Here is a 17,987-nt window from a genome sequence, read left to right as displayed (position 1 = left end):
AGTCCCATGGGTTGCGGCTTCATCTATGGGCTTGCCGGCGATCCAACGCGATCGAAAGGAACGTGTCCATGCAATTGTCCGATAGGGTAGCCATCGTCACCGGCGGTGACACGGGCATCGGCAAAGCGATCGCGCTTGAATTTGCTCGCGGAGGGGCCAGCGTCGTGATCGATTACGTCGGCGATGCAACGCCGGCGTCGGCGGTGGTTAGCGAAATCGAGGGCCTCGGCGGCAAAGCCTATGCCGTCGCGGCCGATATCAGCAACGAAGGCGACGTGAGCCAGTTGCTGCAACAAACGATCGCGCGGTACGGCGGAATCGACATCTTGGTGAACAATGCCGGTATCGAGCAGAAGCAGCCGTTCCTCCAAACGCCGCTCGAGGTGTGGAATAAGGTGATCGCCATCAATCTCACCGGGACGTGGCTATGCTCGCAAGCGGCGGCGCAACAGATGGTTCAACAGAAGCGTGGCGGCCGCATTATCAATATATCTTCGGTACACGAAGACCTCGCAATGCCGACTAACGCACCTTACTGCGCGTCGAAAGGCGGCATTCGGATGCTGATGCGTACGATTGCCATCGAACTCGCGCAATATGGCATTACCGTCAACGACGTGTGCCCCGGCGCCGTGGAGACGCCCATGGATGCGAAGCTCGAGAGCGACCATCCCGAGTATGAGGTGCTCCTGAGCGAGATACCGTTGCGGCGAATGGCCAAGCCGGGCGAGATCGCCGCACTGTGCACGTTTCTCGCATCCGATGCCGGTGCGTATATTACCGGTGCTTCGTACGTGATCGACGGCGGAATGACCAGGCAGTCGGGGAGCCTGTAAGCGCTTGCCACGGCTGTTTGGCCGCGAATATTCCGCGCTAGAGCTCTCGGAGCGCACCGGCCGTTCCGAGCAAGTCGCCGGGATTCGTCCGTTTGATTTTGGCGACGGACGGGCGCGGGGCGTACGTGCGTTTGACGTGCGCAGCGGTGCCGGGCTGCGGCTTACCAGCGTGGCCGATCGCGCGCTGGATGTATGCGCGCTGGAGTTCCGCGGCATACCGCTGGTGTGGCACGGCCCCGGCGGTCTCGCAGCGCCGCAATACTATCAGCCGGAAGCAGAAGACTTCGCGCGCAATTTCTTCGGCGGTCTCTTTACGACGTGCGGCTTGAGTAGCTTTGGTCCGCCGGGCAGCGATGCGTACGGAAGTTTCGGAATGCACGGCCGCGTGAACCACCTGCCCGCGGAGGACATCGCAACGCGGACGATATGGGACGGCGATGCATGCAGGTTCGAGATTGCGGGACGCGTCTCGGAAGCGCAGATGTTCGGCGAAAACCTGACGCTCGCGCGCACGTTACGTGTGGAGCTCGGCGCGAATCGCCTTGCCTTGCACGACGTCGTCACCAACGATGGCGGAACGCGCCGCCCTCACATGCTGCTCTATCACTGCAATATGGGTTTCCCGCTCTTAGATGCCGACGCGCGGCTGGCAATATCGCAGCGAGCGATGCACCCTCGCGACGAACAGGCCGAGCGCGGCCTGAGCGAGTGGAACCACGGCGGAGAGCCCGATCCGCAGTTTGCCGAGCAGGTGTTCATTCACGAACCCGTTGCGTGCGCGGATGGCTTCGCGCGGGCCGTTATGGTGAACCGGGCGCTGGATGATGGGCGCGGAGTCGCGCTGGTGATTCGGTACGACATCGCGCAGTTGCCCGCGCTCTTTACCTGGCGAATGCTCGGGGTGAATACGTACGTGATGGGCATCGAGCCGGCCAACTGCCCGACGATCGAAGGCCGCATCGAGGCCGGCAAACGCGGTACGCTTCCGTTTCTCGAACCGGGCGAGAGCCGTTCGTACGACATCGTCTTCGAGGTATTGAGCGGTGCGGAGGAGATCGACCGGACGCTCGCAATGCTTCGATAATGTCCCGATCATGGCAGCAAGCTCGCGCGCTCGCGCTCACGGCCGAACTCGCCGATGCTCCGCCCGATCTGGAGCGCCATCGTATCGAAGGCGCGCTTGTAGAAACGACCAGAAGCTATCCGGGATATTATTTCGGCAACCGCTTCGTCCTCGACGAGGCCCCGACTGCCGGGAGCCTCGATGCATGGATGGCTCGCTATCGTGAATGTTTTGCGTGGCGCAGCGCAGGGTACCCGACCGTCTTCTCCTGGTACGAACCACACGGAAATGCGACGAGCATCGGCCTAAACGGCATTGACGTGCAGGTGATGTATGCAGCCTGCGACGGCTTGCCGGCTCAGCATCTCGCCCTCGAGACGGGGCGAATCATCGCTTTCTCGGGCGATCGCCACTGGGAACAGCTCGTCGACCTGGAGCTTGCGGCATATTCGTACGGAAAGACGTTTACGCGCTGGCGTGCATCGAGCTTTCGTGCATTGATGGATGCGGGGCGAGGCACCTACTACGGCATCGTCGATGACGACGGCGCGCTCCTGTGCGCCGCCGGAGGCTACTATCGCGACGAAGTTGCCCGCTTTGCCGGCGTCATCACCAGCGAGGAACATCGTGGCCGCGGCCTTGCGAGCGCGCTCATCACCGAGGTGCTCTCACGCATGCGCGGGCGCGCGAAGACACAAGTAATCGTTGCTGAACGCGGCTCTAAGGCAGCCGCGCTTTACGAATCCCTCGGCTTCTCGCCGTTCTGCGACAGCCATTCGCTGCAGATAGGCCCTCCCGAGGCGATCTAGAGAACGCGGACGGCGAAGGCAGCGATGTCGTCGTGGAAACGACCGCGAGTAAAGCGCTCGGTGTTTGCGAGCAACTCTTTGAGCTGATCCGAAACCGATGCATCCACATTACCGGCCAAGACTTTGGCAAGCCGATCCATGCCGAAAAAATCGCCCTTCGGCGAGCGCGCTTCGGTAATGCCGTCGGTCGTTGCGATGAGGAGCGTCCCGGGTTCGACCGGAATCTGGCGTTGGCGAAAGAGATGGTGCTGGTCGTCGAAAACGCCGACGAGCGGTGCGGTTGGAGCGAGTACGATGGGTTTCTTACCGGGTGCGATGAGAAACACCGGCTCGTGACCCGCGCAAGCATACGTGAGCGACCGTCGCCGATCGTCGAGCACCGCGAAAAATACGCTTGCGAATTGCTCGCTGCGTTCAAAGGCATTGTTCTCGATGAATACGCGATCGAGCGAGCGTAACGTGCGCTCGGGCGTAAGCCCCTCGGAGGCGTAGCAGCGTAAGCCAAACTTGATCAGGGCAGCATGAACGGCCGCTTGCGCACCCTTGCCGGAAACATCGGCGATCGCGAAAGCGACGCTCCCATTATCGAAGTGGTAGACGTCGACGATATCGCCGCCGACATGCCCCGCAGCCAGGCGGAACGTCACCGCATACTCGAGGCCATCGATGTGATGGCCTTCGTGCGCAAAAAGATGCCGTACGAGAATTTCCGCCGCACGCCGATCTTCGGAGGTGAGTACGTCGTCCCGCACCGGCTCGCGCGCAGCCAACTTCTCAACTGACGTGGGTCCGGGATCGGTCGCGATGGCCGTGGTCATGGCTCGATGGCGCTTACGTGGCATACACCCGCGCACGTTCCCGGCGCACCGCTGCGCCCCTCTGCTATCCGCGACTAAGGTGCGTGCGTCCCTATCCGGTTTTGATGCGCTTGCTTCGGCCGGTCGTATGCGGCGCCTTACCGCGCCCCGGCTCAAATCCGGTTGTCGACCTGCGCGCCACAATGGTAGCGTGCAGAACGCCGTCGGCGTCTTCGTCGGCAACGCGTTCGACGAGATGATAGCTTCCGCCAGCATGCATACGAGCCGCAGCCATGAATTGCCGCCCGGGCCGATCCGCTAGCGTCTCAAGCTGCTCGATGAGCGCCGAGCGCTTCAACGGTTCCACGCCCGCAAAGAGGCACAGCTCCGTTCCGCGAGCTGCAGCTCGGCTGCGCACTTCGCCCGCGGGCTCTGCAGCGTTGCCGCTGCGCATCCGCACGAGTTCCCCGCTACAGGCACGAAGCGCGGCGAGGATTGAGGGCCAATGGAGGCTCTTGGAGGGCTGGTTTTGCATTGGCATCCACGTTCGCACGCGTTCCGGCTCAGGCCTGGCTATGGGCTATGAAGCGCAGCCGAGGGCTCGCAGCAACCAGCGCAGCTTGGTTTGCAATCGATGGGCGCACGTTGCCGGGGTTATGCGTTTGACCGCCTGCCCTAGCTCAGCGACTTGCGTTAGACGGCGATTGCGCCTCGCGCGTGCTCCACATAAGCGCACACCACGTTGAGCAAGGCCATCTGGTCTGCGGAACGGCAGGACAGATCGAGAAGTTTCGGGCTGCAGACCAAGACGCTCATGGCGCGGGCGCGAGAAATCGCCACGTTGAAGCGGTTCGGCTCGAATAAGAATTCGATATCGCGCGGAATATCGTCGCCGCTCGACGTGGCCATCGAATAGAAAACCACCGCTGCTTCCTGGCCTTGGAACTTATCGACGGTGCCGACCGCTACGTCGATGCCGGCGCTCTTGAGTTTGCTTGTTATGAGCTTCCGCTGGGCGTTATACGGAGCGACCACGATAATATCGGATTGCCGGAGAGGCCTCTCTTTGCCGTCATCATCCACGACGGTACCATCCAACAAGGACACGATTTCGCGGACGATACGATCTGCTTCTTCCACGGAACGGGGGCCATTGCCGAAATGCTCGATTGGCAGGTAGCGAAGCCCGGATCCGCTCAAGCCCGTGCTCGTAACCCGGTGCAAATGCATTTTCGCTCCCGAATGCAGACGCCCGTCGTACATCGCCGTTGAAATGAAGCTGCAAATATCCGGGTGCATCCGGTAGGAGATATCGAGAAAAATACCACGGTGCGGTGGAACCGTCGTCGCTTGGGCGAGGAGATGTTGCAGGATGGAATCGTCCGCGTGGCTGGAGTGTGTGCCCAGGCTCACCTGCGCGAGTTGCGATGGATCCCCGAGTAGAACCACGTTCTTCGCACATGCGGAGACGGCAATCGCATCGGCGAGCGAAACCTGCCCTGCTTCGTCTATGAATAGGTAGTCGAACGTTCCCGCGAGCTCTTCGCGGGCGAAAAGCCAAGCGGTGCCGCCGGCCAAATCGTAGTCACCGCTATCGAAGGCCTCTGCATCGTCGATGGACTCGATGAACGGCTGTTCCAGCCTGGACTGGAAAGCCGAACCGGCATTAGTATTGCTGTGCTTGTAGAGGCCGCGGAACGTACCGCCGCGCTCGGCCATACAGTCTTCAACTTTATGTAGTAGATGGTGAATGGCTTTGTGCCCGGTGCTAAGGACGCCCACCCGTTTGCCGGCGCGAAGTAGATCGCAGATCACTTGCGATCCGGTGGTACTCTTGCCGCTGCCGGGAGGGCCTTGGATGAAAAGATAGCTGTTGTCGAGAGCCTGTACGACGGCGGAAACGCTCTGCGCGGAAACCTCCTCGGGCTGTAATACGGAATGTCCGACGACGCGTGGATCGCGGGATGAAAGAAGATCGAACGTCGCCGGATGCTGCGTTTGGAGAGTTCCGGCTTGATAGGCCTGGGCGATGCGGGTGAGTGCGCTGCGCTGGAGATCGGTGTTGATCGGACCGCGGGGAATCAGGGCGTCGACGGCCTTGGCGTCATCGGCGCTCCCGGAGCGTTTCAGGCGTAGGATGTTCTGCTCTTCGTCGATTTCGATAATCTCGCCGGCCGAATCCTGGAGCCGCGGATCGTGGACGTAACCGCGGTCCAGCTTGTGACGTTGCTCGGGAAAGCGATATGTGTGCACGAGATTTCGGTCCGCCGGTTTGAGCTTGTACGGGGCCGCGTCCGAGCAGTATTCTAAACCGCCGATTGCCTCGCTATCTTGGTCTTGGAGGGTATCGATGTTTTCGCAGCGGTCGAAATATGCCCACCAGACCGGTGCTTCTTCGCGACGATGATAGGAGAGAAGATGCCCCATGAGATATCGCGTGCGCCAGTCATCGCTTAGGCGATAGTACTCCTCGTCGCTCTGAGGCTGTGCGATGCCCTGGAGTAGCGTGCGCTCAAGATCCGTCGTGCGCGCTTGTTCGCGTTCGGCCGCCGCTCGACGCTTGCACTTCGCACAGCCTTCGAAGAACTCTGCGTGGCAGCGGTCGCGCGGCGATTTTACCGGCCGAAAGGGAAAGCTAACGCCTAACGTGGCGATCGCTTCCTCGCGGCGCGCGAGCAGCCATCGATGGAGCAGGTATGTCGACTCGCAATCGTCCTTGTTGTAATCTTCGATGTCGCGCAGAATGTTCGCATCCCGGTGAACGCGCCAATTCTCGAACATCACGATCGACTGGTCGCCTTTCTTCACTTCCGTCGAACGTTGTAATCCGTAAAAGCGCTCCAGGCGTTTAATGCTATAACTATCCTCACCGATCATCAGCGACTGCCGTACGACCGCATAGAGATCGACGAGCACCTCGCCACGAAGGAGAGCATCAACTTCATCTCCCCGCGTGCTGTGCTCCTGAGAAAGACGGCGCAGGGCGGCTTTTTCGTAATTCGCATAGTGGTAGACGTGCATGGCCGGATAGCGCCGCCGGCGCTCAACGATGAAATCGACGAATTGCTCGAACGCCTGTTTTTCGGCGGCACGATCCAAGCCCCAGAATGTCGTGAACGTTGCTTCATCATCGGGCAGCCAGCAGCCAAAGAGATATTCCAGCCCGCGGCCCGGCTCGTAGAGCGGGTCGCCTTCCATATCGAAGTAGGCATCGCCGGGAGCTGCCTCCGGCAGCAGGCCAAACCCGGTTCGCGGGTCGTGCGGCAGCAACTCGTAGACGGGCTCGGCGGTCTCGCGACTGCGCACTTGCAGGCGCGCTTGTTTACACAGCTTCGCGAAAGTTCCCGAGTTCATGCTCTTAGGGCTAACATTAGGGTCGGCTTGCGCGAGCGCTGCGACCGTCGTGATGCCGGCATCCTCGAGCTTTGAGACTTGATCGCGCCGCATCCACGCTACCAGGCTTAGGTGGTCGTCGCTGACGCGTTGATCCGTGCACGTCTCGTTCCAGGGGCACACCATGCAATGGTTACACTTCATAGGGTATACGCGAGCTGCCGCCTCTGCGGCAAGTGCGGGATCGGAGACGAACGCCAGAAAGCGCGATTTTAGATGGCGGTAGTATGCGGTGTAATCGTGTAGGCGAAATCCTTGCTTCTCACCGTTCCCCAGCACGATGTAGCCGCGGTCCGGCATGCGGCCTTGCAGCCGCATGAGGTGCTCGCTGTAGTTGCAAAGCTGGACGATAAAATAGGGCTTTGTGGAGAGCGCCAGCTTCGTGTCGATCGCTTCGTAGCTCCAGTTGCCAAGATCGGACGGGGTCTCGACGCGCTGGAGGAAATCTGCGTGTCCGAGAAACTGGCCGTCAAAGAACGTTGCCTGATAGATAATCTTCGCGCCCCGGCGCATGGCTTCGAGCGTTTGGCGTTCCGCCTCGCGGTACGCTTCCGCGCCGGGCTCGGCCCGCCCGAAGCAGACGACGTCGTCGGGGTATTCTTGCTGCAAGCGCTCGCGATAGCGATCCTCGTGGGCCTGGCCCTTCTCCCGAATCAGCTCCGCCTGCTCGTCGTCGCCATCCGGGCGGGGAAGTACTTTGAACGCGACGAGAGCTTCGAGCTCGGTTAAGCGCCGGCACTCGACGAAATTATTCAAATCCGTGGCAGAATAAACGAACCCGCCATCAACGCGCTGCATGAGGCACCTCAGAGCTGATATCGACGGAATCTACGGACGTGTTCACGGAAGGCATGGAGAGATTATAATGGCTCGCCATGCCAGACGCCTGGCATTGCCGTCGCTCGGATCGTAGTTCCTGCAGCTATGACCCCACATTGAGCGGCACGTCCATCGACTTTCCGTCGTAGATGATATGCACCGTCCACGGGCCGCCCATCGAAAACACGATTTTTGCGGTGAAGACGTTGGGGTTGCCCGGGGTTGGCGCCATGGGGACCTCGCGGGTCGGCATTTTTGTGCCGCCCATGTCCATGATCGGGGTTACCGTGACGTGTTGCGGAGGCGTTCCCGGGAAGGTGACGCGTACCGTTGCCATGTCCGTCGGTGTTGCCGGATCGAACGTTACCACGGGCGTCGTATTTGCGGTGCCGCCGTCCAGCCCCGAAAGATACGCGACGATGTCGGAGATTTGCGTTGTGGTGAACCCGAAGTTCGGCATCGGTGCTTTCGGCGCGGAGATGGCTTGCGCGATAGCGCCCGGCGCGAGCCGATGCTCGACGCCGTACAGCGCGGGCCCGATACCGCCCTTGAACGTAGCACCGTGGCAGCCTTCGCAACCGTTCGCCTGCACCAGCTGCTCGCCCGCATTCGCATCGCCGCCCGCTGCCGTCGCTGCGGCCGGACTTGCGGCAGATGCGCTCGCAGACGATCCGCCCGCCGTGGCAGACGTAGCACTGTTCGCGCTCGGCACCGCCGGGACGAGGCTCTCTCCGTCCACCGGAACGACGTGCAGATTCGGTAAATAACGCTTGCCGAACTGATACGGTCCCGCGTACGCAATCTGGAACGCAATCTGTGGCCGCGTCCCCGGGAATGCCGCGAGCTCGCTGATCACGGCAAAATTCGGTTCGAAATTGTGCGAATAATCGAGCACGAACTGCCGGTTCAGCGTATCGCTGGATGCCACGTCGTAGCGCAGCAGAATGTGGTTGCGCCAGCCGAGATCGCGTTCGGCTTCGAAGAAGAACCCGTTGAGCGGAACGTTGTACTCCGCGAAATCGGGATGCGCATCGACACCGTGGTAGTACATCGTTTGATAATGCCACTTGCTGGTTTGGTAGCCGAGGTAGAGCCCTTCGCGCGTGAACGCGTCGGAGCCCGCGAGGCCGCCGCCCGCATACGTCAGAGGCGCGAAGCCGCGCATCGCGACGGCGCCCACGCTCCACGGAACCACCATGCCGCCGTAGGAGATATTCGCATCCAGCGTGCGCTGATTGTCGGCTTGGTTGTAATTGAAAGCCGTCCCCGTCGGGCCGCTGTTCGTTAGGTACGACAGGTTGTACATGAACTCGTTCGACATACCGTTCATAGCGACGCCCCAGCGTGCATCGTTCGGGTTGAAATCGTTTTGCCCGGTCGTCTGCGTTGCGAGCAAGTAGTTGCCGATCGTCCACGCGTGCGCGGGCATGAACGGAAACGGCGTGTGAAACTTGCCGACTTGCAGCGAGTTGGTGCCGTGAAAGAGCCCGTTCCACGAGAGCCACATCTGTTCGGTCTGCCCGATTTGGGACGAATCGATCACGTGCTGCTCGGTATACCACGTAAAGTTGCGGCCGAGAAAGCCCCCGCCGAGAAGCGAGAGATCCGAGACGGTCGTCGAGCCGGGATTATTCTTATTGGCGAGGATCGATGTGATATACAAGCGCGCCGAAAGCGGAAGCGCCTTGTCTTGCAGATGGCGATTGAGAATTTGGAAATTCGTCATCATCACCATCATGCCGTAGCGCGTCATGCCGGGGAATGTGGTGTGACACGTTTCGCACGTTACACCCTGGCCGTTGGCAAAAACCGGCACGGCATCCGCGCGAGCGAATGCGGCGAAAAAGATGACGGCTGCAACGCAGAGTGCGCGCAAGCCCGCGTTGGTGGCACGATGCACCTAGTGGACCTCCTGGAAAGCGTAGTCGAAAACGGAGAGGGCTGACTACGAATGCGGAGGCGGGCGAACGAAGCGGTGGGAGCCGATCTGTACGGCAAGCGTGCTGGGGCACCACACGGACCGACGGGGAATGATCGTAGCGACTTCCGCGAAGAGCCGTTCGAGGTAGCGGCCGGCTTCGTGCGCGCTATCGATGCAGCGTGCGAGGAGCCGGGCGAAGAGTGAGAGTACGACCGCCGCGACGAGCGCGACGGCAATCTGTACCGCGTAGCCGAGCAGCGTTGCGTGCGTGCCTTCGGCGCGCTCCATGCCGGCGAACAGCACGAACTGCGCGACGGCGAGGCGCGGCCATAGCGCCGTGAGCGAGCGCTCTACCCCAACCCGGGCCATCACCCGGGCACGCATGAGCGCGCTCCCGGCAAGCGCGAGGCAGAGGGCGATGAGTACGGCCCCCGAGATCTCGAAGGTGGGTGCGAACCACGCGTGGTGGCCGTCGGCCATCGTTCGGCCCGCGAGCATATACGCCAAACCGTGCCCAACCAGTGCGGTCGGGACGGCGGCTACAGCCCAAACGGGAAGTCGCGGCGCTTTCACAGCCTGAGAGGTTCGCGGCGCGCGGCACTGCCCCCGCTATGCCAGGAGCCGCGCACACCGAGTGACAACGGTTCGCCCTATGGTACGACATGGTGTGGTCGCCGCCGTCGCGGCATTTGCCCTCTTGGCAGCAACGCCGAGCGCTTCGTTCGATCCCGTGCAGTTGGCGGTCGGCACGAAAGCGCCAATCGCGGTTCATTCTCGCCCGCTCGTTATCGTAGCCTTCGCCTCGTGGTGCGTCGGGTGTTTGGACGAGATGCCGCGCGTCATTCAGGATTATGCGCGGTTCAAGGACCGGGCCGATTTCCTCGGTGTCGATTATTTGGATAACCCGAGCGCCGGCGACGCCGTTGTGGCGAAGTATCACATTCCGTTTCCCGTCGTTCAATCGCATCCTAACACCGACGCACCGCCGCCGGTGGATCCGAACGCATCGGTACCGGAAGACTCGATTCACCTAGCAGGCGTACCGCCCAAGGCGTTGCTGCAACTGCTACCTCAAATGGCAAAATCGGGGATCGACCCGGCGACCATCGCGAAATTAAAAGACATCGGAACCTACTGCGCGAGCGCGAGTGCATCTGCGTGCACCGCCTACGCTACTGCACGCGGCGTATCGTTTACTGCGCCGGTACTTGCGCCCGTGAATGTTGCGAACATGCCGGCGGCGACGGTGACGCTGCCGCACTTGTACGTCGTCGACTCAAGCGACATCGTGCGTGCCGATGTCTCCGGCTACAATTCAGGTGAAGACCCCATCGTCATCGAACTCGCAAAACTCGGCATAAAGTAGGCTGGCTCCCACCTCAACGTAAGTGCAAGCTTGACATAGTATATCCATATTCGATATATTGGTCAACGATAGATGCTTGCTCGATTTGGGGAGGCTGGATGCCTAACGAGATAGACGTGCTGCTTCCGCTTAACCCGCGAACGTTTTACGTGCTGCTCTGTCTCGCGGAAGAAGACCGTCACGGCTACGCGATTTCGAAGGCGATTGAAGCGATCACCGATGGCGCGGTGCGCCTGACGCCCGGCACGCTCTATCCCCTCATCCGCCAACTGCTCGTCGACGGCTGGATCGTCGAGCTTCCGGAAGATGCGGAAGATCCACGTCGCCGTCGATATCGCCTCTCGGCATTTGGCAAGCGCATCGCGCAGGCGGAAGCGCGTCGGCTGGACGCGCTCGTTCGCGTCGCGCGTTCGTTTCATCTGCTGCCGGCAGGGTCGCGAGCGTGAACGCGCTCGGGGTGCTGGCACGCGCCGCGCTCTACGCCTATCCGAGCGACTTTCGCGCGCATTACGCCGACCAAATCCTGGCGGACATCGCCCATGATGGGGCCCATCCGGCCGCTTTGCTCTTCGATCTGCTTAGAGGTGGAATCGCCATGCGCTTCGAGGGTTTTCTCCGTAATGCGTCTTACGCGCTGCGTCGATTGCGAGCAGCGCCCCTTTTCGTTGCGATCGTCATCCTAACGTTCGCGCTGGGAATCGGCGCAAACGTCGCGGTCTTCAGCGTGCTCAACGGTGTCGTGCTTCGGCCGCTCCCGTTTCCGAACGCGTCGGGCCTGGTCATCGTGCAGGCGCACGACCCGCGCGGCCACACGTTTCCGGCAATATCGGTAACCGACGCATCCGATCTGCGCACGCAGACGCACACCATCGCTGCGATTGCCGCCGTCAGTGACGATCAAGGCACGCTGCTCGTCGGCGGGCGCCCCGTCTCGCTCTACGGGCTCGACGTTATGCCCGAATACTCAACGATTCTGGGCATTAAGCCGGAACTCGGCCGGGCGCTCGAACCCTCCGACGGCCGTCCAGGCGTGCATAATATCGTCATCTCATACCAGATATGGCAGAAATACTTCGCTCTACGCCCGAGCACGCTAGGGAGCACGCTCTCGCTCGACGGCCAGTCATTTCGCATCGTTGGCATCTTGCGTCGGAATCAAACGCTTGCCGACCCATCGCAGGGGTCGATCGGTCACGGGGATTTCCTTAAAGCGTTGCCGGAAACGGGCACCGCGCGTAGCCGCGGCGCGCGCTTTCTTGGAGCCGTAGCACGGCTCTCGCCCGGCGTTTCGCTTGCCAACGCCAACGCCGAGTTTAAACTTATTTCTAACCGGCTGCAACGCCTCTATCCCGATACCGACGCGCACTGGACCTTCTCGCTGGTCTCGTTTGTCGGCACGGTGCTTGGAAGTGCCGCTTCGTCGCTATGGATCATTTTTGCAGCCGTCGTCGGCGTGCTCCTGATCGCGTGTGCGAATATCGGTAATATGCTTGCGGCGCGCTGGTCGTCGCGCGATCGTGAACTCGCAATTCGTCGCGCGCTTGGGGCGTCGTCACGGGCGATCGCAGGGCAACTCTTCATAGAGACGGGCGTGCTCGCGTTTATCGGTGCGATTATCGGCATCGTCCTTGCTTTCGCCGCGCTCCACGTGCTGAGCGGCCTGATGTCCACCGCCCTGCCGCGCGCATCGTCGGTGCGGATCGATGCCGTGAGTCTGTTGTACGCGATGGGCGCCGTCATCATAGCGACCTTCCTCGCCGGCCTCTCGCCACTGCTCTCGCTGCGCGCAAACGATCTGCATTCGGTGTTAAAGTCCGCGGGCCGCGGCGGCGACGGATCGCGCAGGCACCGCATGCGAGCCGTGCTCGTCGTCCTCGAGGTCGCGCTCGCGCTCTCGCTCGTCATCGTCTCCGGCCTGATGCTTCGCGGCTTCGTTGCTCTGGTGCATACGCCGCTCGGCATTCGTCCGGAAGGCGTGGTCGTCACGGAGAGCGTCGCCGTACCGCAGCAGTACGGTTCGCCCGCAGCGCGCGCGACGATGCAACGCGCATTGTTGCGGCGTCTTCGCGTGTTGCCGGGCGTTGAGGCCGCATCGCTGGCATTGAGCTACCCCCTCGGTGATACGCGGATCGGGGGCTCGATAGACGTGTTCGGCCGCACGTATCCGAACGGAGGCGCGCCCTTCGCCTGGACCAACGATGTAAGTCCCGAGTACTTCCGCGCTCTCGGCATACCGCTCGTGCGCGGAAGGGCCTTCACCGCTAGCGACGCGACGGGTTCCGCGCCGGTCGCCATAGTGAACCAAGCCTTCGTGGCACGCATCTTGAAGGGAACCGACTCGCTGCAGGCGCGTATTCGCCTCCAGGGTCCGGGTTCCGCGGGAGCGTGGGCGGCCATCGTCGGCGTCGTCGCGAACGAGCGCGACAGCCTTACGAGCGCGCCCGAACCAGAGGTGTATACGCCGGCAGCGCAGGCCTCACCGCCGTACCTTAGCTCCGTCGTCTACGCACCGCGTGTCGATGTCGCGGTAGCGGGGCGCGAGGTGCAGGGTGCGTTCGCCCGCACGATGCCGTTGGTGCAGCCACCTGCCACGTATACGATGCCGCAGCTCGTTGCGATCGCAACGGCGCAAGCCCGCTTCGCGGCGATTCTGCTCGGTCTGCTCGCGCTTATTGCGTTGCTGCTCGCGCTCTCCGGCATCTTCGGCGTCGTCTCGTTCTCGGTGACGCAGCGCGTGCGGGAATTCGGCGTTCGCACTGCGCTCGGAGCGACGGCGCGTGATATCGTGATTGATGTCCTTCGTCGCGCGTTCGTGACCACGGCGACGGGCGTAGCGTTAGGCCTGGTGCTGGCAGCGATAGCCGCGCGCGCGATCGCCTCGCAACTCGGCAGCATATCCCCCTTCGATCCAGCGACCTTTGCGACCGTTGTCGTACTCGTCTTTCTCTGCACCGCGCTCGCGTCGTTGCAGCCGGCCATGAGGGCAACGCGCGTGCAACCCGCCGAAGCGTTGCGATACGAATGAGGCCACAAGCGATCGGCGGTATGGACGTCGCTCGCACGCCTCGGAGGCGCTTATCCAGACGTGTCCTTGTCCCCGCCGCGATAGCGCTGCTCGTGGTTGCGTGCGCGTTTGCCGTGTTCTCTCTCGCCCGTAGCGATGGTGGTGTCACCGTCGATCGCGCGGCGCTCGTCACGAGCGTGGTTCGCCGAGGAACGCTCGAGCGTTCGGTCTCTGCGGCCGGAACGCTGCAGCCGCAGGAAGTGCACGTCGTCGCCGCCGTCCAGCCCGGCATTATCGATGCCGTATTCGTCAAGCCTGGAGCCGCGGTATTCGGCGGAACGCCGATCGCGCGCATGAGCAATCCCGATCTCGATGCTGCGGTCGTAAGTGCCTCATCCGCGCTTGACGTTGCGCGCGCTCAACTGCGCAGCGCGCAGGCGCAGGCGCAAGCCGCCGCGCTCGCACAGCAATCGGCATACGCCACCGCGCGCGCACAAGCCGACGTAGACGCGATCGATCTCACGAGCCTTCGATCGCTCCTGCATAGCGGGTACGTTGCCGCTCAGACCTATCAGATCGCAGCAATCAAGGTGACGCAATCTGCCGCTCAGGTGCGGGTGGCACGTTCGCAGATCGGCGTCGGAGCGGCCGAATCGGCGGCGCAGATCGCTGCCGCTAAGGCGCAAGTCGATCAGGCCGCAGCGCAGCTCCAGGCGAAACAGGCTGAGGTCGCTGCGCTCGTCGTTCGCGCACGGTCGTCCGGCATCGTACAATCGGTTGCGGTCGATCCCGGAGCCCGGGTGGAATCGGGGACGGAGCTTGCACGCATTGCCGATCAGCAACACCTCAAAGCGGTGCTGCAAGTCGCCGAAGGCCAGGTGCACGATATGGCGATAGGCATGCCGACGCGCATCGACACCGGAAACGGCATCGCCAACGGACGTGTTGCGCGTATCGCTCCGGCGGCGCAAAACGGGACGGTCAATGTCGACGTGGCGCTCACCCAAGCACTTCCGCCCGGGGCACGCCCCGATCTTACCGTCGATGGTACGATCGATCTGCAAACATTGCGCGGTGTGCTCTCCATCGCTCGCCCGGCCGGGGCCGCCGACAACACCGATGCCGAACTCTATCGCCTCGATCCGCATGGCAACATCGCGCGGCTCGCGCACGTGCGCCTAGGCCCCGGCTCGGCAGATCGCATCGAAGTACTCTCCGGCCTCGCTGCGGGCGACGCCGTCATCGTCTCGGATACCTCAGCGTACAACGGCATTTCGACGCTCCGCTTGCACTAACGAAAGGGAAAACGATGCTCCTAGAACTTCACGCCGTCTCCAAGAACTACTCTACCGATGAAGTGGAGACACGGGCTCTGCGCGACATCACCCTATCGATCGATCGCGGCGACTATGTTTCGATCGAAGGACCGTCCGGCTGCGGGAAGTCGACCCTCCTCTCGATCATCGGGCTGCTCGACGCGCCGACGAGCGGCTCGTATATGCTCAACGGCAACGCGGTTGAAACGCTCTCAACCACCGATCGCGCCGGCATTCGCAACCGTGAGATCGGTTTTATCTTTCAAAACTTCAACCTCATCGGCGATCTAAGCGTTGAAGAAAACGTCGAGTTGCCGCTAATCTACCGCGGCGTAACCAAGAGCGAACGCAAACGTCGCGTGGCCGAAGTACTGCATCGCGTCGATATTGCGCATCGCGGACGCCATTATCCGGCGCAGCTCTCGGGCGGACAGCAGCAACGCGTCGCCGTCGCTCGCGCGCTTGCGGGCAATCCGTCGGTGCTGCTTGCCGACGAACCCACGGGCAATCTCGATAGCGCTCACGGCGATGCCGTGATGGAATTGCTGGCGGAACTGCACGAAAGCGGTTCGACCATCGTCATGGTCACGCACGATCGCCGCTTCGCCAAGTACGCAAAACGCACCATCGGGCTACTCGACGGCTGCGTAGCTGGCGCCCCGGAATTTGCGGAGGCACGCCTCTAAGCTCGGCGGCTCACCCCGCCATGGGCCTGGAAGCAGCGACTGTTCCGTGCTTCGAAGGCTGCTTGGCGCAGTATAATGGCGCCCATGTTGCTCCACGTTGGGATCTATCTGGTGTTGGGCGTGGCCCTTGGCTATGTGGGTGGCCTGCTCGGCATTGGCGGTGGATTGATCGCGATTCCGATGCTGGGGCTATTCTTCGGCTATTCCGAACAGGCGGCGCAGGGTACGGCACTCGTGATGATCGTGCCGAACGTGCTGCTTGGCCTCTGGCATTATATCCGCAAGGTCGGTATGGATCTGCGTCTGGCAATCACGCTGGCCGTTACCGCCGTGCCGTTCACATTTGTGGCGGCGCGCATCGCAACGACGCTCCCCAGCAAACCGCTACGCATCGCGTTTGGCGTGTTTATTCTTGCCATCGCCGCGCAAATGGCGTATCGCGCGCTCGCGCACAAAAAACGCGAAGGCGAACCGCGCGTGCTGCCGTGGCCGTTTGCCGCAATCGTCGGCGCGATCGGCGGTTCGCTCTCGGGCATCTTCAGCGTCGGCGGCGCGGTGTTCGCCGTACCGGTCATGTCCACGTTTTTCGGTTTGAGTCAAGTGGCCGCGCAAGGCATGGGGCTCGCGCTGGTCGCTCCGGGAACGGTGGTGAGCATCGCGACGTTCGCTGCCGCTCACGACGTCGATTGGATTACCGGCATCGCGCTGGCGATCGGCGGCGTTTACTCCGTTCCGCAGGGCGTCAATCTCGCCAAGCGCCTTCCCGAGCGCGGGCTACGCCTGATATTCGCCGCTTTCATGCTCGCATCGGCATTGGGGCTGTTCTTCCGAGCCTAACCGATCGCTGGCGGGTCTTATGGCTGATTGATGGAGATGGCCTTACCGTTTTCGTTGAACCACACGATGCCGCCGCCTAACATAACGCCTTGATCGCGCGAAAACAGATCGGCCGGCACCGCGCGTTCGACTTCCGCGCGAACGCCAGGGGTGAAGATGCGATCGTATTGCGCCAGCAGAGTCGCTCGATTTGGGATCATCCTTGATTTCGAACCGGAATTAACGCGTAGCGGGTACGCAATGAAATTCGACGCCGTGCGGGCGTCCTGAGCGATCACGGCACGCCGAAACGCGCGAACGCTCATATCTACAATGCGATCCGATGTTGCGCCCGCCGCATCGTAACGATGCGTCGGCGTTCCGCCGATTTCGCCGTCTTCCAGCAAGCGAAGGGGGTGCGATTGGCCGGTACGCGGGTCCAGCCACGTGCCGCTGATCGCCGAGCAGCCTTTCAGCGTGCCGCGCAGGGCCGGCCTATCCGTCGCTGCCGCATTCAACGCGAGCACTCCGTTGCGCTGCGTCCCGCGCAACGAAACGTCGGCATACTCGGGCCCCGCGCTTATTTGCCCGCTAACTTTTGGGCCATCGAACGCGAACGTCGCACGAACCGGCCGTTCGCCAATCGTGCCCTGATAGATCACGAGCATCCCATAATCGCTCGCGCACGTTGCTGCCGCAGGCTGACCGTGCAGCAGCGTGATTCCGGCTAATAGGAACGACGAAAGCCAAGTACTCAAAGCGATAAGCCCCCTCTACAGTTGCCCGTTCGACCCCGGATTGCCGGCTTCCGGGCACCGCGGCAAACAACGTGAGGCCGCTCTTTGAACGGCCCCACCTGACGCGTACGCTACGATCGGTATGGGTGCAGAGGGATCAGCGAAGTTACAACATCTTCGAAAGGCGCGAAAGTTCGGAGGTACGCGTCGCAATGATCGTGCGATACATTCCGCCGAGGTTCTGCGCGTTCGATTGCAGGCCAAGCGTCGCCATCGATATCTGCATCGCGTCGAGCCGCATCAGCGCAGGAACGAAGGCCGTCCCCGCGTTGCCGCCGCCCCACCAATTCGACGAATTGCCCATCATCGTCTGATAGCCGTCGCCGTACGCCATCATCTGGCCCATCGTCCCGCCCATCATATT

General features: G+C 62.0%; 16 protein-coding genes. 9 read left to right on the top strand and 7 right to left on the bottom strand.

The annotated features are described in order from the left end of the window. Positions 1 to 68 precede the first annotated feature (68 nt). Genes VMW12_06315 through VMW12_06305 form a run of 3 tightly spaced genes read left to right on the top strand, consistent with a single transcriptional unit; the run spans position 69 to position 2,708 of the window. Positions 69 to 836, top strand: a complete 768-nt coding sequence (locus VMW12_06315) for an SDR family oxidoreductase (protein ID HUZ49344.1) — start codon at positions 69 to 71, stop codon at positions 834 to 836. A gap of 4 nt (positions 837 to 840) precedes the next feature. Next, entirely contained in the window at positions 841 to 1,920 is a 1,080-nt protein-coding gene (locus tag VMW12_06310) for an aldose 1-epimerase family protein (GenBank protein ID HUZ49343.1), read from the top strand. Next, positions 1,920 to 2,708 (top strand): GNAT family N-acetyltransferase, encoded by a 789-nt coding sequence (locus VMW12_06305; GenBank protein ID HUZ49342.1) that lies wholly within the window; start codon positions 1,920 to 1,922, stop codon positions 2,706 to 2,708. Before VMW12_06310 ends, VMW12_06305 begins: the two co-directional genes overlap by 1 nt. Here the strand turns inward: VMW12_06305 and VMW12_06300 are convergent. The 5 genes from VMW12_06300 to VMW12_06280 all read right to left on the bottom strand — a co-directional run bounded on the left by VMW12_06300 (position 2,705) and on the right by VMW12_06280 (position 10,211). Beyond that, positions 2,705 to 3,526 carry a PP2C family protein-serine/threonine phosphatase gene (locus VMW12_06300; protein HUZ49341.1) on the bottom strand — a complete coding sequence of 274 codons (822 nt, stop codon included), beginning with the start codon at positions 3,524 to 3,526 and terminating at the stop codon, positions 2,705 to 2,707. The two genes, VMW12_06305 and VMW12_06300, sit on opposite strands and share 4 nt — an antisense overlap. A gap of 91 nt (positions 3,527 to 3,617) precedes the next feature. After that, complete coding sequence (locus VMW12_06295) at positions 3,618 to 4,040, bottom strand: hypothetical protein (GenBank protein HUZ49340.1); 423 nt, start codon at positions 4,038 to 4,040, stop codon at positions 3,618 to 3,620. Between the two features lie 158 nt (positions 4,041 to 4,198). Continuing rightward, positions 4,199 to 7,654 (bottom strand): TM0106 family RecB-like putative nuclease, encoded by a 3,456-nt coding sequence (locus VMW12_06290; protein ID HUZ49339.1) that lies wholly within the window; start codon positions 7,652 to 7,654, stop codon positions 4,199 to 4,201. 166 nt (positions 7,655 to 7,820) lie between these two features. Next, complete coding sequence (locus tag VMW12_06285) at positions 7,821 to 9,617, bottom strand: c-type cytochrome (GenBank protein HUZ49338.1); 1,797 nt, start codon at positions 9,615 to 9,617, stop codon at positions 7,821 to 7,823. 45 nt (positions 9,618 to 9,662) lie between these two features. Beyond that, positions 9,663 to 10,211, bottom strand: coding sequence for a hypothetical protein (locus VMW12_06280; GenBank protein ID HUZ49337.1), 549 nt, complete (start codon positions 10,209 to 10,211; stop codon positions 9,663 to 9,665). 79 nt (positions 10,212 to 10,290) lie between these two features. On the opposite strand from VMW12_06280, the gene VMW12_06275 reads away from it, so the two are divergent. From VMW12_06275 to VMW12_06250, 6 genes are all read left to right on the top strand, one after another. Continuing rightward, on the top strand, positions 10,291 to 11,004 hold the full coding sequence (locus VMW12_06275) for a hypothetical protein (GenBank protein HUZ49336.1): 714 nt from the start codon (positions 10,291 to 10,293) through the stop codon (positions 11,002 to 11,004). A 98-nt stretch (positions 11,005 to 11,102) separates the two neighbouring features. Next, positions 11,103 to 11,450: a helix-turn-helix transcriptional regulator gene (locus VMW12_06270; GenBank protein ID HUZ49335.1), complete on the top strand. Its 348-nt coding sequence runs from the start codon at positions 11,103 to 11,105 to the stop codon at positions 11,448 to 11,450. Continuing rightward, on the top strand, positions 11,447 to 14,029 hold the full coding sequence (locus tag VMW12_06265; protein HUZ49334.1) for an ABC transporter permease: 2,583 nt from the start codon (positions 11,447 to 11,449) through the stop codon (positions 14,027 to 14,029). The genes VMW12_06270 and VMW12_06265 overlap by 4 nt, the downstream gene beginning before the upstream one ends. After that, the gene (locus VMW12_06260) at positions 14,026 to 15,303 is read left to right on the top strand and encodes an efflux RND transporter periplasmic adaptor subunit (protein ID HUZ49333.1); all 1,278 of its coding nucleotides are present in this window, start codon (positions 14,026 to 14,028) and stop codon (positions 15,301 to 15,303) included. The genes VMW12_06265 and VMW12_06260 overlap by 4 nt, the downstream gene beginning before the upstream one ends. A gap of 14 nt (positions 15,304 to 15,317) precedes the next feature. Continuing rightward, positions 15,318 to 16,010 carry an ABC transporter ATP-binding protein gene (locus VMW12_06255; protein ID HUZ49332.1) on the top strand — a complete coding sequence of 231 codons (693 nt, stop codon included), beginning with the start codon at positions 15,318 to 15,320 and terminating at the stop codon, positions 16,008 to 16,010. A gap of 84 nt (positions 16,011 to 16,094) precedes the next feature. Next, complete coding sequence (locus VMW12_06250) at positions 16,095 to 16,847, top strand: sulfite exporter TauE/SafE family protein (GenBank protein HUZ49331.1); 753 nt, start codon at positions 16,095 to 16,097, stop codon at positions 16,845 to 16,847. Positions 16,848 to 16,864: 17 nt separating this feature from the next. Here VMW12_06250 and VMW12_06245 read toward each other — a convergent pair whose 3' ends face one another. Continuing rightward, positions 16,865 to 17,584 carry a hypothetical protein gene (locus VMW12_06245; GenBank protein ID HUZ49330.1) on the bottom strand — a complete coding sequence of 240 codons (720 nt, stop codon included), beginning with the start codon at positions 17,582 to 17,584 and terminating at the stop codon, positions 16,865 to 16,867. A gap of 145 nt (positions 17,585 to 17,729) precedes the next feature. Further along, a partial coding sequence (locus VMW12_06240) for a hypothetical protein (GenBank protein ID HUZ49329.1) occupies positions 17,730 to 17,987 on the bottom strand: 258 nt, incomplete at its 5' end.

The sequence above is a fragment of the Candidatus Dormiibacterota bacterium genome (assembly GCA_035532835.1).
GTDB lineage: Bacteria > Vulcanimicrobiota > Vulcanimicrobiia > Vulcanimicrobiales > Vulcanimicrobiaceae > DAHUXY01.
This window is presented reverse-complemented; position numbering and strand designations above follow the sequence as displayed.

Coding starts and splice junctions, on each gene's coding strand:
- VMW12_06260 (HUZ49333.1), top strand. CDS start 14,026: ATGAGGCCACAAGCGATCGGCGGTATGGACGTCGCTCGCACGCCTCGG.
- VMW12_06295 (HUZ49340.1), bottom strand. CDS start 4,040: ATGCAAAACCAGCCCTCCAAGAGCCTCCATTGGCCCTCAATCCTCGCC.
- VMW12_06275 (HUZ49336.1), top strand. CDS start 10,291: ATGGTACGACATGGTGTGGTCGCCGCCGTCGCGGCATTTGCCCTCTTG.
- VMW12_06305 (HUZ49342.1), top strand. CDS start 1,920: ATGTCCCGATCATGGCAGCAAGCTCGCGCGCTCGCGCTCACGGCCGAA.
- VMW12_06315 (HUZ49344.1), top strand. CDS start 69: ATGCAATTGTCCGATAGGGTAGCCATCGTCACCGGCGGTGACACGGGC.
- VMW12_06270 (HUZ49335.1), top strand. CDS start 11,103: ATGCCTAACGAGATAGACGTGCTGCTTCCGCTTAACCCGCGAACGTTT.
- VMW12_06250 (HUZ49331.1), top strand. CDS start 16,095: ATGTTGCTCCACGTTGGGATCTATCTGGTGTTGGGCGTGGCCCTTGGC.
- VMW12_06255 (HUZ49332.1), top strand. CDS start 15,318: ATGCTCCTAGAACTTCACGCCGTCTCCAAGAACTACTCTACCGATGAA.
- VMW12_06300 (HUZ49341.1), bottom strand. CDS start 3,526: ATGACCACGGCCATCGCGACCGATCCCGGACCCACGTCAGTTGAGAAG.